The 12,580-nt window shown below is 55.9% G+C and carries 13 protein-coding genes; 7 read left to right on the top strand and 6 right to left on the bottom strand.

The genetic code is table 11. The annotated features are described in order from the left end of the window. Window positions 1-45 precede the first annotated feature (45 nt). The 5 genes from aaeX to U9O48_RS20255 all read left to right on the top strand — a co-directional run bounded on the left by aaeX (window position 46) and on the right by U9O48_RS20255 (window position 5,075). A complete protein-coding gene (gene aaeX, locus U9O48_RS20275; RefSeq protein WP_003860416.1) occupies window positions 46-249 on the top strand; it encodes a p-hydroxybenzoic acid efflux pump operon protein AaeX in 204 nt (67 codons plus the stop codon). A 7-nt stretch (window positions 250-256) separates the two neighbouring features. Continuing rightward, window positions 257-1,189 carry a p-hydroxybenzoic acid efflux pump subunit AaeA gene (aaeA, locus tag U9O48_RS20270; RefSeq protein ID WP_285148106.1) on the top strand — a complete coding sequence of 311 codons (933 nt, stop codon included), beginning with the start codon at window positions 257-259 and terminating at the stop codon, window positions 1,187-1,189. Window positions 1,190-1,194: 5 nt separating this feature from the next. Beyond that, the gene (aaeB, locus tag U9O48_RS20265) at window positions 1,195-3,162 is read left to right on the top strand and encodes a p-hydroxybenzoic acid efflux pump subunit AaeB (protein ID WP_324723089.1); all 1,968 of its coding nucleotides are present in this window, start codon (window positions 1,195-1,197) and stop codon (window positions 3,160-3,162) included. Between the two features lie 137 nt (window positions 3,163-3,299). Next, a complete protein-coding gene (locus U9O48_RS20260) occupies window positions 3,300-4,754 on the top strand; it encodes an NAD-dependent succinate-semialdehyde dehydrogenase (RefSeq protein WP_324723088.1) in 1,455 nt (484 codons plus the stop codon). 48 nt (window positions 4,755-4,802) lie between these two features. Beyond that, on the top strand, window positions 4,803-5,075 hold the full coding sequence (locus tag U9O48_RS20255) for a barstar family protein (RefSeq protein ID WP_282491872.1): 273 nt from the start codon (window positions 4,803-4,805) through the stop codon (window positions 5,073-5,075). A gap of 68 nt (window positions 5,076-5,143) precedes the next feature. Here U9O48_RS20255 and yhcN (U9O48_RS20250) read toward each other — a convergent pair whose 3' ends face one another. The 3 genes from yhcN (U9O48_RS20250) to argR all read right to left on the bottom strand — a co-directional run bounded on the left by yhcN (U9O48_RS20250) (window position 5,144) and on the right by argR (window position 6,625). Next, window positions 5,144-5,410, bottom strand: a complete 267-nt coding sequence (gene yhcN / locus U9O48_RS20250) for a peroxide/acid stress response protein YhcN (RefSeq protein ID WP_102105510.1) — start codon at window positions 5,408-5,410, stop codon at window positions 5,144-5,146. Between the two features lie 106 nt (window positions 5,411-5,516). Next, window positions 5,517-5,780, bottom strand: a complete 264-nt coding sequence (gene yhcN / locus U9O48_RS20245; protein WP_282491868.1) for a peroxide/acid stress response protein YhcN — start codon at window positions 5,778-5,780, stop codon at window positions 5,517-5,519. A gap of 374 nt (window positions 5,781-6,154) precedes the next feature. Beyond that, on the bottom strand, window positions 6,155-6,625 hold the full coding sequence (gene argR, locus U9O48_RS20240; protein ID WP_100778698.1) for a transcriptional regulator ArgR: 471 nt from the start codon (window positions 6,623-6,625) through the stop codon (window positions 6,155-6,157). A 405-nt stretch (window positions 6,626-7,030) separates the two neighbouring features. Here argR and mdh point away from each other — a divergent pair, with 405 nt between their 5' ends. Then, the gene (gene mdh, locus U9O48_RS20235; RefSeq protein ID WP_095283614.1) at window positions 7,031-7,969 is read left to right on the top strand and encodes a malate dehydrogenase; all 939 of its coding nucleotides are present in this window, start codon (window positions 7,031-7,033) and stop codon (window positions 7,967-7,969) included. A 57-nt stretch (window positions 7,970-8,026) separates the two neighbouring features. On the opposite strand, the gene degS is transcribed toward mdh, so the two are convergent. The 3 genes from degS to zapG form a co-directional block, all read right to left on the bottom strand. Further along, entirely contained in the window at window positions 8,027-9,094 is a 1,068-nt protein-coding gene (degS, locus tag U9O48_RS20230; RefSeq protein ID WP_285145660.1) for an outer membrane-stress sensor serine endopeptidase DegS, read from the bottom strand. A gap of 88 nt (window positions 9,095-9,182) precedes the next feature. Next, complete coding sequence (degQ, locus tag U9O48_RS20225; RefSeq protein WP_285145643.1) at window positions 9,183-10,550, bottom strand: serine endoprotease DegQ; 1,368 nt, start codon at window positions 10,548-10,550, stop codon at window positions 9,183-9,185. Between the two features lie 169 nt (window positions 10,551-10,719). Next, a complete protein-coding gene (gene zapG, locus U9O48_RS20220) occupies window positions 10,720-11,118 on the bottom strand; it encodes a Z-ring associated protein ZapG (RefSeq protein ID WP_095283611.1) in 399 nt (132 codons plus the stop codon). Between the two features lie 189 nt (window positions 11,119-11,307). Between zapG and zapE the strand changes: the two genes are divergently transcribed. Continuing rightward, window positions 11,308-12,432: a cell division protein ZapE gene (gene zapE, locus U9O48_RS20215; protein WP_324723087.1), complete on the top strand. Its 1,125-nt coding sequence runs from the start codon at window positions 11,308-11,310 to the stop codon at window positions 12,430-12,432. Window positions 12,433-12,580 lie beyond the last annotated feature (148 nt).

The following is a 12,580-nucleotide window of genomic DNA, read 5'->3' as shown; positions in this document are numbered from 1 at the left end:
CTAAACAACAAACTGTCGCCTGCTCGCTCTCAAATCAAGGTTAACATGAGTCTGTTTCCCGTTATCGTGGTGTTCGGTTTATCGTTCCCACCGATTTTCTTCGAACTTCTTTTATCACTGGCGATTTTCTGGCTGGTGCGCAAGGTGCTGGTTCCGACCGGTATCTACGACTTTGTCTGGCACCCTGCACTGTTTAATACCGCGCTGTATTGCTGCCTGTTCTACTTAATATCGCGCATGTTTGTCTGAGGTAGATGTGAAAACACTAACAAGAAATATCTCCCGTACCGCCATTACCGTGGCGCTGGTGGTCCTGGCGTTCATCGCTATTTTCCGCGCCTGGGTGTTTTACACCGAATCGCCGTGGACGCGCGATGCGCGTTTCAGCGCCGACGTGGTGGCGATTGCCCCGGACGTCGCCGGGCTTATCACCGCGGTGAACGTGCGCGATAACCAGCTGGTGAAAAAAGATCAGGTGCTGTTCACCATCGATCAGCCACGCTACCAGAAAGCCCTTGAACAGGCCGAAGCCGACGTTGCCTATTATCAGGCGCTGGCGACAGAAAAACGCCGCGAAGCCGGGCGTCGTAACCAGCTCGGCGTGCAGGCGATGTCCCGCGAAGAGATCGACCAGTCTAATAACGTACTGCAAACCGTCCTGCATCAGCAGGCCAAAGCGGAAGCCACGCGTGACCTGGCGAAACTGGATCTGGAACGCACGGTGATCCGCGCGCCCTCTGACGGCTGGGTGACCAACCTCAACGTCTACACCGGGGAATTCATCACCCGCGGCTCGACCGCCGTGGCGCTGGTGAAACAGCACTCATTCTACATTCTCGCCTATATGGAAGAGACCAAACTGGAAGGCGTGCGTCCGGGCTACCGCGCCGAAATTACCCCGCTCGGCAGCAACCGCGTGCTGAAAGGCACGGTGGATAGCGTTGCCGCGGGCGTCACCAACTCCAGCGCCACCCGCGATAGCAAAGGGATGGCAACCGTCGATTCTAATCTCGAGTGGGTCCGTCTGGCGCAGCGCGTGCCGGTGCGTATTCGCCTCGACGAAGAGCAGGGCAATCTGTGGCCAGCAGGCACCACGGCGACGGTGGTGATCACTGGTGAAAAAGACCGCGACGCCAATAACGACTCCCTGTTCCGCAAAATCGCGCATCGCCTGCGTGAGATTGGTTGATTGTGATGGGCATTTTCTCCATCGCCACCCAGCACGTTCGCTTCGCCATTAAACTGGCGTGCGCTATCGTGCTGGCGCTGTTTGTCGGTTTCCACTTCCAGCTGGAAACGCCGCGCTGGGCGGTGCTGACGGCGGCGATTGTCGCGGCAGGCCCGGCCTTCGCGGCGGGCGGCGAACCCTATTCAGGAGCCATCCGCTATCGCGGGATGCTGCGTATCGTCGGGACCTTTATCGGCTGCGTCGCGGCGCTGACCATCATTATCACCATGATCCGCTCCCCGCTGATGATGCTGATGGTGTGCTGTATCTGGGCAGGCTTCTGTACCTGGGTCTCTTCCCTGGTCAAAGTGGAGAACTCCTACGCCTGGGGCCTGTCCGGCTATACCGCGCTGATCATCGTGATCACCATTCAGAGCAATCCCCTGCTGGCACCGCAGTTTGCGCTGGAGCGCTGCAGCGAGATCGTCATCGGGATCGTCTGCGCCATCGTCGCCGACCTGCTTTTCTCTCCGCGCTCGATCAAACAGGAAGTCGACCGCGAGCTGGATTCGCTGATTGTCGCTCAGTATCAGCTGATGCAGCTCTGTATTAAACACGGCGACAGTGAAGAGGTGGATAAAGCCTGGGGCGACCTGGTGCGTCGCAGCACTGCGCTGGAAGGGATGCGCAGCAACCTGAATATGGAATCCTCCCGCTGGTCGCGCGCCAACCGACGTCTGAAGGCGCTCAACACCGTCTCCCTGACGCTGATCACCCAGGCGTGCGAAACCTACCTTATTCAAAATACCCGTCCGGAAGCGATCACCGATACCTTCCGCGAGCTGTTCGAAGAACCCGTTGAAACGGAGCAGGATGTACGCAAACAGCTGAAGCGAATGCGCCGGGTGATGGCCTGGACCGGCGAGCGCGACACGCCTGTGACGATCTACAGCTGGGTGGGTGCGGCGACGCGCTACCTGCTGCTGAAACGCGGAGTCATCAGCAATACCAAAATCAGCACCACCGAAGAAGAGGTTCTGCGCAGCGAAGTGGTGGTGAAAGCCGAGTCGGCCGAACGCCACCATGCGATGGTGAACTTCTGGCGCACCACGCTCGCCTGTATGCTCGGAGCGTTGTTCTGGCTCTGGACGGGCTGGACGTCCGGCACCGGAGCGATGGTGATGATTGCCGTTGTCACCTCACTCGCCATGCGCCTGCCGAACCCGCGGATGGTGGCGATCGACTTTCTGTATGGCGCGATAGCGGCGCTCCCCATCGGGGCGTTCTATTTCCTGGTGGTGCTCCCGTCCACGCAGCAGAGCATGCTGCTGCTGTGCATCAGCCTGGCGGTGCTGGCGTTCTTTATCGGTATCGAAGTGCAGAAACGGCGTCTGGGTTCCCTCGGCGCGCTCGCCAGTACCATTAACATTCTGGTGCTGGATAACCCGATGACCTTCCACTTTAGCCAGTTTCTCGACAGCGCCTTAGGTCAGCTGGTGGGCTGCTTCCTGGCGATGATGGTCATTCTGCTGGTGCGCGATAACTCCCAGGCGCGGACCGGACGCGTCCTGCTGAACCAGTTCGTTTCGGCGGCGGTTTCTGCGATGACCACCAATACCGCTCGGCGCAAAGAGAACCATCTGCCAGCGCTGTACCAGCAGCTGTTTTTACTCCTGACCAAATTCCCTGGCGATATCGCGAAGTTTCGCCTGGCGCTGACGATGATCATCGCTCACCAGCGTCTGCGCAATGCGCCGATTCCGATCAACGACGACCTCTCGGCGTTCCACCGTCAGCTGCGCCGCACGGCGGATCATGTGATTTCAGCCTCTACGGACGATAAGCGACGCCGCTACTTCGCCCAACTGCTGGAAGAGCTGAACATCTACCAGGAGAAGCTGCAGGTCTGGGAAGCGCCGCGGCAGGTCACGGAGCCGGTACAGCGTCTGACGGATGTGCTGCATCGCTACCAGAATGCGCTCACCGACAGTTAAAGGTTGAGAAGAACTTGTAGGCCGGGTAAGCGCAGTGCCACCCGGCGAAACCGACTGACAAAACCGACGCCAAAAGCGTCGGTTTTTTTGTGGCTATACTTATCTGGCAGGCTCTTAAACCCAGATCAGGAGGACACATGACCACCCAGGCACTCCAGGACAATGCGCTTTTTCAAGCCGGATATCTGGTAGACGGCATATGGAAAACGCTGGATACCACCTTTGACGTGCTCAACCCGGCCACGGGAGAGGTCGTCGCGAAAGTTGCAAAAGCCGGTAAAAAAGAGACCGAAGAGGCCATCGCTGCGGCAAGCCGTGCTTTTCCCGCGTGGCGTGCGAAAACCGCGAAAGAGCGCTCGACCATTCTCTATCGCTGGTACGAACTGATTATCGAGAATAAAAGCTGGCTTGGCCGACTGATGACCACCGAGCAGGGCAAGCCGCTAAAAGAGGCGGAAGGCGAGGTCGAGTACGCAGCCAGCTTTATCCAGTGGTTTGCCGAGCAGGCGAAACGCGCCAACGGCGAAATCATTCCCCCGATTAAACCCGGCTCGCGCATTCTGGCTACCCGCGAACCGATCGGCGTAGTGGCGGCCATCACGCCGTGGAACTTCCCGATGGCGATGCTGACCCGCAAACTCGGCCCGGCGCTGGCCGCAGGCTGCACCGGCGTGATCAAACCCGCCAACAACACACCGCTCAGTGCATTTGCGCTGCTGACGCTGGCGAAAAAAGCGGGCGTACCCGATGGCGTGCTCAACGCTGTTGCCGGGAATACCCACGAGATCAGCGACGCCATCATGGCCAGCCACGAGGTGCGCAAAATATCCTTTACCGGTTCGACCGCCGTGGGTAAAACCCTGGTGCGTAACGCCGCAGAGACCATGAAAAAAGTCTCCATGGAGCTGGGCGGTAACGCGCCTTATATCGTTTTCGACGATGCGGACATCGATGCCGCCGTGAAAGGGGCGATTGCCAATAAATTCCGCAACGCGGGGCAAGTGTGCGTCAGCGTGAACCGCTTCTATATCCAGGAAGCCGTCTACGACACCTTTGTGAGCAAACTCACCGATGCGGTGAACGCCCTGAAAGTGGGTAACGGTCTGGAAGAGGGCGTCGTCGTGGGTCCGCTGATTGAATCCGCTGCCGTCGACAAAGTGCGTGAGCACGTCGAGGATGCGGTGGCGAAAGGCGCTACGGTACTGGCGGGTGGGAAACCGCACTCCCTCGGCGGTAATTTCTGGCTGCCGACGGTGCTGGGCGATTGCCACGAAGGAATGAAACTGGCCGAAGAAGAGACCTTTGGTCCTGTCGCGGCCTGCTTCCGCTTTACCTCCGAAGAGGAGGTGATCCAGCGCGCGAACAACACGCCGTTTGGCCTTGCCGCCTACTTCTATACGCAAAATCTGTCGCGCGTCTTCCGCGTCTCGCAGGCGATTGAGAGCGGCATGATCGGCATTAACGAATGTGCAGTCTCGACGGAACTCGGTCCGTTCGGCGGGGTGAAAGAGTCGGGGCTGGGACGAGAGGGATCGGTACTGGGGCTGGAGGAGTTTCTGGAAGTCAAAACCCTGCATATCGGGGGATTATAATTATCGTCAGGGCGGCGCAGGCCGCCTGTCTGGACGGGGTGGCAGGCAATGAATATCACTACTTTTGATTTTGATGAAATCGACAGTCAGGAAGACTTTTACCGCGAATTTTGTCGCGCTTTTGGATTAGAACGGGAAAAGGTCACGGATCTGGATTCCCTGTGGGATGTGGTCGTTGGCGATGTGTTGCCTGTGCCGCTGGAGATCGAGTTTATCCACCTGCCGGATAAGCTCCGCCGACGCTTTGGCGCGCTGGTTCTGCTGTTTGATGAGGCGGAAGAGGAGCTGGAAGGGCAGCTACGTTTCAACGTTCGTCATTGATTTACAGACATAAAAAAGCCCCTGACAACGTGTCAGGGGCAAGTCGTATGATGAGATACGACGAGGGTTTATTTATACAGTTCAGCCGTTGCGTGCCAATGGTCACCCTGATTCAGTTCGGTGACGCGATAGCTGCTGGCGCCTGCTTTTTCAGCTTTAGCGGCTAATTCCTGACGGATATCCATCGGAGAGCCCGCGACTGAAGAGACGGATACGCTACCCATTGATTGCAGGTTTTGTGCTTGCTCTGAATTCACCTGATGCACAGCGGCGCTGGCACCGAAAGAGAGAACAGAAGCTAAGCCAAGGGTTGCGATGATTAATTTGGTGTTCATAGTCGTACTCCTGAAATGTGTTATCCCAACGGCGAGAAGGGTTGTACCGCTATTTTTATGCCTGGTGCCGTTGAGTTGATAATGTCGTTACTTCTATTGATGAAACTTATTTGTACAGCTCAGCCGTTGCGTGCCAATGGTCGCCAGAACGCGCTTCGATGATGCGGTAAGAAGACGCACCTTGTTCAGCCGCTTTCTTGTTCAGCATCTCGTGCATATCCATCGGAGAAGAGCTGACAGCACCCACAGAAACGGTGCCGATGGCCTGACGGGACTGCGCCTGATCAGCGTTGATAGAGTCGGCAGCAAATGCACCGAATGACAGGACAGACAGGACGCTCAGAGCCGCTACAGTCGTTTTGATTTTCATGATTCTTTACCTCGTCGAATTTATTGGGGTCTTTCGTTTCGTGACCCTCATCACAAAATCAAGTATACACTAGTCACTGTAAAAATTAATACCACGCTAATTATCCCGTAGGTAATTACGTGTTAACCAGTCACGTTTTTATAACCAAATTGCATAGAAATGATCGTTTTTTCGTCACATTGAGAATGGATACATAAGTAAATCATAGGGATATGAAACTTTGATTTTTTGTGCGATTTGTTGATTTACGATTCACTGGATGAATAAAAACAGGCAGGTAAAAGCACTATTTGCAAAAGTAACGGCAACAGAATGGGGAGGTTAACGAGACGGGGGCAGAAGATTCCCCGCTGCGAGGGCAGCAGGGAAGAAGATTACAGCTCTTGTTCGAACAACATCAGGATCGCTTCGTAGAGATCTTTAACGGAGAAACCGTTCGCCGGCGTGGTAAAGATGGTGTCATCACCCGCGATGGTGCCGAGAATCCCTTCTGCTTTACCCAGTGAATCCAGCAGGCGGGCAATCAGCTGCGCCGCACCAGGACTGGTGTGGATCACCACCACCGCATCGTTATAATCAATATCCAGCACCAGATTCTTCAGCGGGCTGGAGGTGGTCGGCACGCCCAGCTCGGCTGGCAGGCAGTAGACCATTTCCATTTTGGCGTTGCGGGTACGCACGGCGCCAAACTTGGTTAACATACGGGAGACTTTCGACTGATTAATGTTCTCGAAACCTTGTTCCTGTAAAGCCAGAACAATCTCTCCCTGAGAACTGAATTTCTCTTCTTTGAGCAGCGCTTTGAACGCCTTCACTAATTCTTCTTGTTTTGACGAGCTACGCATAAGTCACCCGGAATATGACGAAAGAAACTTCATTATTATGCATGTAAATGAATTTTTATGCAAATTATCTGCCCGAAGCCAGGCTGAAATAATGTTATGAAAGGGAGTGATTTTATCAAATTTCGTTATCAGAAAACATGCCTGCATCACGGCGCGCAAATAACCTTAAAAGTAAATTAAATGTTATCAAAATGATGTTGTTTTGCTGGCGAGTGAGGGTGTATTGTAACCACCGTCTTGATTGGCTACTTCGTTGCCACAGCTTGCTGAGTGCATACCGGCAAAGATGAAAGGCGCGTGACCTCAAATTCTTTAGCTACGAAAATTGTAATTATTTACCTGCTGAATTAATGTCGCCGCAACGGAGTAACAGATATTAAAGTTAACCATAATAAGGAGTTTAGGATGAAAGTTGCAGTCCTCGGCGCTGCTGGTGGTATCGGCCAGGCGCTTGCCCTACTACTGAAAACCCAACTGCCTTCAGGCTCAGAACTCTCCCTGTATGATATTGCTCCGGTCACCCCTGGTGTCGCTGTTGACCTGAGCCACATCCCAACAGCTGTGAAAATCAAAGGCTTCTCTGGTGAAAACGCACGCCCGGCGCTCGAAGGCGCAGACGTGGTGCTGATCTCCGCGGGCGTTGCCCGTAAGCCTGGCATGGACCGTTCCGATCTGTTCAACGTCAACGCCGGTATCGTGAAGAACCTGGTGCAGCAGATCGCAGAAACCTGCCCGAAAGCCTGTATCGGTATCATCACTAACCCGGTCAACACCACTGTGGCTATCGCTGCAGAAGTGCTGAAGAAAGCGGGTGTGTACGATAAGAACAAACTGTTTGGCGTGACCACGCTGGACATCATCCGCTCCAACACCTTCGTGGCGGAACTGAAAGGCAAACTGCCTTCTGACATCGAAGTGCCGGTGATCGGTGGTCACTCTGGCGTGACTATCCTGCCACTGCTGTCTCAGATCCCAGGCGTGAGCTTCTCCGAGCAGGAAGTGGCTGACCTGACCAAACGTATCCAGAACGCGGGCACCGAAGTGGTGGAAGCGAAGGCGGGTGGCGGCTCTGCAACCCTGTCTATGGGCCAGGCGGCTGCACGTTTTGGTCTGTCTCTGGTTCGCGCCCTGCAAGGCGAGAAAGGCGTGGTGGAATGTGCTTACGTGGAAGGTGACGGCGAACACGCCCGGTTCTTCTCACAGCCGCTGCTGCTGGGCAAAAACGGCGTTGAAGAACGTCAGTCAATCGGCAAGCTGAGCGCGTTTGAACAACAAGCGATGGAAGGCATGCTCGATACGCTGAAGAAAGATATCACCCTGGGCGAAGAGTTCGTTAACAAGTAAGCGAATGCCAGGCGATAAAAAACCGGAGCCATAATGACTCCGGTTTTTTTATGCCACTCAGTTGGTGGCCGGGTATTCCTGGATGGTGACCTGAATGGTCAGCTTCTTATCATTACGCATGACTTCCACCGGAATGATGGAACCCGGGCGAATCTCCGCCACCTGGTCCATGGTCTCCAGCGCTGACACCGCCGGCGTCCCGTTCACCGACACAATCACGTCGTTGACCTGCAGTCCTGCTGCGGCCGCCGGGCCGCCCGGAGTGACTTCGTTTACCACGATACCCTGAATCTGATCGATCCCGCCGCCCTGACTATGCATCGGCGCGATTTCACGCCCGCCAATCCCAATGTAGCCGCGGATCACACGACCGTCGCGGATCAGCTTATCCATAATTTTGGTCGCCAACTGGAAGGGGATCGCAAAGCCAATCCCTTCCGGCGTCTCGCCGTCGTTGCTCTTATCAAACGACAGGGTATTGATACCCATCAGTTCGCCCAGCGAGTTCACCAGCGCGCCGCCGGAGTTCCCGTGGTTGATAGAGGCATCCGTCTGCAGGAAGTTCTGCCGTCCTGACGGGTTCAGGCCGATACGCCCGGTGGCGCTGATAATCCCCTGGGTAATGGTCTGGCCCAGGTTATAGGGGTTACCGATCGCCATCACCACGTCTCCGATATGTGGCGTGCGTTTACGGTTAATCGGGATCACCGGTAGCCCGCCCGTCGCTGTGATTTTCAGCACGGCGAGGTCCGTCAGACTATCTGACCCAACCAGCAGGGCTTCAAAGACGCGGCCATCCTGCAACGCCACGATAATCTGATCGGCGTCGTTGATGACGTGCTTGTTGGTAATGATGTACCCGCGCTCATCCATGATCACGCCGGACCCGAGCGTGCGGATCTCCAGCTGATTATTGGCGGAACTGTTGAGACCGCGGTTATAGACGTTAACCACGGCAGGTGCCGCACGGCGAACCGCCTGGTTGTAACTCACCGGGGTTTCATCCGTACTGTCGAATTGAGGCGCCGCCAGTTTGTTGAACTGACGTAAAGAGGGCATTGCAACCAGTAATAAACCGCCAACAACCAAACCGATGGCGACCGAACGAAAGAGCTTAAGAACCATGATGCGGGCGTCGTTAATTAAGGAACGGTTGCAGCATAACATGACTTATCCGGACATCACACGCAGCGGTGATGTCCGGCGTCAGTGCTTAGCGTAATAAGATGTAGAGCGTATCGTTGCCGCGGACGATTTGCAGGGCAATCACCGTCGGTTTGCTCTCCAGCACTTTGCGCATTTCCGCGATTGACTGCACGCGGTTGCGATTCACCCCGATGATCACGTCGTCCTGATGCAGACCCGCCTGTGCGGCCGGGCTGCTCTTCTCGACGCTCTCAATGGAGATGCCTTTGGTACCGTCTTTCAGCTGTCCGTCGCTCAGGGCCGCACCTTGCAGGGCAGGGGCGATCAGCTCAGCGCTGGCCGATGCCGAGGTGCTTTTATCCAGCGTCACTTCCACGTCGAGCGGTTTGCCGTCGCGCAGCAGGCCGAGTTTCACTTTCGTGCCCGGCTCGGTAGTGGCGATGCGCGAGCGCAGTTCGGCGAAGCTGCTGAGCGGCTTACCGTTCAGGCTGACAATCACATCGCCCGATTTCACGCCCGCTTTCGCCGAGCCAGAGTTGGCCAGCACTTCGCTAACAAAGGCCCCGCGCTGCACGTTGAGATTAAAGGCTTTGGCAATATCGGCGCTCATCTCCATGCCTTTGATGCCCAGCAGCCCGCGTTTCACTTCGCCGGATTCAATCAGCTGCTGCGCCAGGGTTTTGGCCATATTGCTCGGAATAGCAAAGCCGATACCGATGCTGCCGCCGCCCGGCGCGAGGATCGCGGTGTTAATCCCGATCAGCTCGCCGTTGAGGTTCAGCAGGGCGCCGCCGGAGTTCCCGCGGTTAATGGAGGCGTCGGTCTGGATAAAGTTCTCCAGCCCTTCCAGATTCAGGCCGCTGCGACCGAGCGCTGAGACAATCCCGGAGGTGGCGGTCTGGCCTAAACCAAACGGGTTGCCGACGGCCACGGCGAAATCACCGACGCGCAGTTTGTCGGAATCCGCGATAACAATTTGCGTCAGGTTGCTGGGGTTTTGAATTTGCAGCAGCGCGATGTCGCTCTGGTCGTCGCCGCCGATCAGTTTGGCGTCAAACTCGCGACCGTCATTCATCTGCACGCTGATTTTATCGGCCTGGCTGATGACGTGGTTGTTGGTCAGCACGTAACCTTTTGCCGCGTCGATGACCACGCCGGAGCCGAGCCCTTCAAAGGGTTGAGCCTGCTGATCCGGACCGTCTTCACCGAAGTATTTTTTCAGCTCTTCCGGCACGCGCTGGCTTTGTGCCGCTGTGCCTTCCACTTTCACACTCACGACCGCAGGCAATACTTTTTCAAGCATCGGCGCCAGGCTTGGGATCGCCGCTGCGCCAGGCACTTGCGAAGGAAGCGCCGCGGCCGCAGGCCAGGACGTCGTCAAAGATAACCCGACACTTAACGCTATCGCGCTTAACAGCTGGTTTTTTTTCTTCATTGATGCTGGCTCTCGTTGCCTGGAGTAAGGAAAAACGGCCCAAAAACAGTTTGATGTTATTGAATTTTAAACCACTGAACAATGCGTCAATTGACTAAATAATAGCTGGGAAGGGAAAGAAAGGACGGGCGCGATGACGGCGCCCGTGAAATAGTTCGTAGATGTGCGATTAATCGCGTTTTGCGCCACCGCGCAGCAGGCCGGATGCACCGTCGGAGTAATCACGTGGCATCTGTACCGGCGCCTGATCGTTGCTGGCTTCAGACTCGGCCAGACGATTGCGGAACGGGTTGGTGTCACCGCTCAGTTCCGGCAGCAGGCTGCTGGAGCTTTTCGCCATGTGCTGATACAGCTGACGATAATCTGTCGCCATGTTATCCAGCAGTTCGGCGCTACGGGCAAAGTGGCTGACCAGCTCTTCACGATACTCTTCCAGCTCAGCTTTGTTCTTTTCCAGTTCATACTGCAGCGACTGTTGCTGACGCAGTTTGCGATTACCAAAACGCATGGCCACGGCACCGATGGCGATACCGACGACTAAACCAATTAGCGCATATTCCCAGGTCATGAACTTCTCCCGTTGTCTTGTTGTTCCGTAGGGTAGTGGCTCGGCTCCTGCCTGTGCCTGATTATGCCACTATAACCGCTATTTCTTCAGAAGTGGAATCCTGACGCATCATCGCGTACTGTAGAACGGCCTTTTTTTCGCCAGTCACGCTCGCTGGCGAGGTTTAATTGAAGGAATAACAACAAGATCATGCAAAGCCTGTCCCCCACATCGCGTTACCAACAAGCCCTGAACGAGGGCACTCACCAGCCCGATGACGTTCAGCGTGAAGCCGTTCATCGCCTCGATGTTATCTATCAGGAATTGACTCAACAAACGCCCGCCCCCGCGCAGAGCGGCGGTCTGAAAGCGGCGTTTGGTCGATTGCTCGGAAAAAAAGAGCCGCAGAGTGCCGCGCCTGTTCGCGGCTTATATATGTGGGGCGGGGTAGGCCGGGGGAAAACCTGGCTGATGGACATGTTTTATCAGAGCCTGCCGGGCACCCGTAAACAGCGTCTGCACTTTCACCGTTTTATGCTGCGCGTCCATGAAGAGCTGAACGCTCTGCAGGGCCACACCGATCCGCTGGATATCATCGCTGAGCGCTTTAAAGCCGAAACCGACGTTTTGTGTTTCGACGAGTTTTTCGTCTCGGATATCACCGACGCCATGCTGCTCGGCGGCCTGATGAAGGCCCTGTTTGCGCGCGGTATTACGCTGGTGGCAACCTCCAACATTCCGCCGGACGATCTCTATCGCAACGGTCTGCAGCGCGCGCGTTTCCTGCCCGCTATTGATGCTATCAAGGAACATTGCGACATCATGAACGTCGATGCGGGCGTGGACTATCGTCTGCGCACGCTAACCCAGGCGCACCTCTGGCTGTCACCGTTAAATGATGAGACGCAAAGCCAGATGGACAAACTCTGGCTGGCGCTAGCCGGTGCTAAGCGTGACAAAACGCCGGAGCTGGAAATTAACCACCGCCCGCTGCAAACCCTGGGCGTTGAAAACCAGACCCTGGCCGTCTCTTTCGCGACGCTATGTGTCGATGCCCGCAGCCAGCATGATTACATCGCGCTGTCGCGCCTGTTCCATACGGTGATGCTGTTTGATGTCCCGGTGATGACGCCGCTGATGGAAAGCGAAGCCCGCCGCTTTATCGCGCTGGTGGATGAGTTTTACGAGCGTCATGTGAAGCTGGTGGTAAGCGCCGCTGTACCCCTGTATGAGGTGTATCAGGGCGAGCGGCTGAAGTTTGAGTTCCAGCGCTGCCTGTCGCGCCTGCAGGAAATGCAGAGCGAGGAGTATTTGAAGCGCGCGCATATGCCTTAGTACGCTACCCTCTCCCTGTGGGAGAGGGGCTGGGGGTGAGGGCATCAGGCCGCATAGAGGCTATGCTCGAAAACCTTGCGACTAATCACATTTAAGGGTCGATCTTTGACCTCGACTTCTCTATAATCTTGCGACCCCACGTTACGAG

This window comes from Lelliottia sp. JS-SCA-14 (assembly GCF_035593345.1).
Taxonomy (GTDB): domain Bacteria; phylum Pseudomonadota; class Gammaproteobacteria; order Enterobacterales; family Enterobacteriaceae; genus Enterobacter; species Enterobacter wanjuensis.
Note: the sequence above shows the minus strand (reverse complement) of the source record. Positions and strands in the feature narration are given on the sequence as shown.

Excerpts from the sequence above, each read along its gene's own strand:
- aaeX (WP_003860416.1), top strand. The coding sequence starts at position 46 with ATGAGTCTGTTTCCCGTTATCGTGGTGTTCGGTTTATCGTTCCCACCG.
- aaeB (WP_324723089.1), top strand. The coding sequence starts at position 1,195 with ATGGGCATTTTCTCCATCGCCACCCAGCACGTTCGCTTCGCCATTAAA.
- U9O48_RS20260 (WP_324723088.1), top strand. The coding sequence starts at position 3,300 with ATGACCACCCAGGCACTCCAGGACAATGCGCTTTTTCAAGCCGGATAT.
- U9O48_RS20255 (WP_282491872.1), top strand. The coding sequence starts at position 4,803 with ATGAATATCACTACTTTTGATTTTGATGAAATCGACAGTCAGGAAGAC.
- yhcN (WP_102105510.1), bottom strand. The coding sequence starts at position 5,410 with ATGAACACCAAATTAATCATCGCAACCCTTGGCTTAGCTTCTGTTCTC.
- yhcN (WP_282491868.1), bottom strand. The coding sequence starts at position 5,780 with ATGAAAATCAAAACGACTGTAGCGGCTCTGAGCGTCCTGTCTGTCCTG.
- argR (WP_100778698.1), bottom strand. The coding sequence starts at position 6,625 with ATGCGTAGCTCGTCAAAACAAGAAGAATTAGTGAAGGCGTTCAAAGCG.
- mdh (WP_095283614.1), top strand. The coding sequence starts at position 7,031 with ATGAAAGTTGCAGTCCTCGGCGCTGCTGGTGGTATCGGCCAGGCGCTT.
- degS (WP_285145660.1), bottom strand. The coding sequence starts at position 9,094 with ATGGTTCTTAAGCTCTTTCGTTCGGTCGCCATCGGTTTGGTTGTTGGC.
- degQ (WP_285145643.1), bottom strand. The coding sequence starts at position 10,550 with ATGAAGAAAAAAAACCAGCTGTTAAGCGCGATAGCGTTAAGTGTCGGG.
- zapG (WP_095283611.1), bottom strand. The coding sequence starts at position 11,118 with ATGACCTGGGAATATGCGCTAATTGGTTTAGTCGTCGGTATCGCCATC.
- zapE (WP_324723087.1), top strand. The coding sequence starts at position 11,308 with ATGCAAAGCCTGTCCCCCACATCGCGTTACCAACAAGCCCTGAACGAG.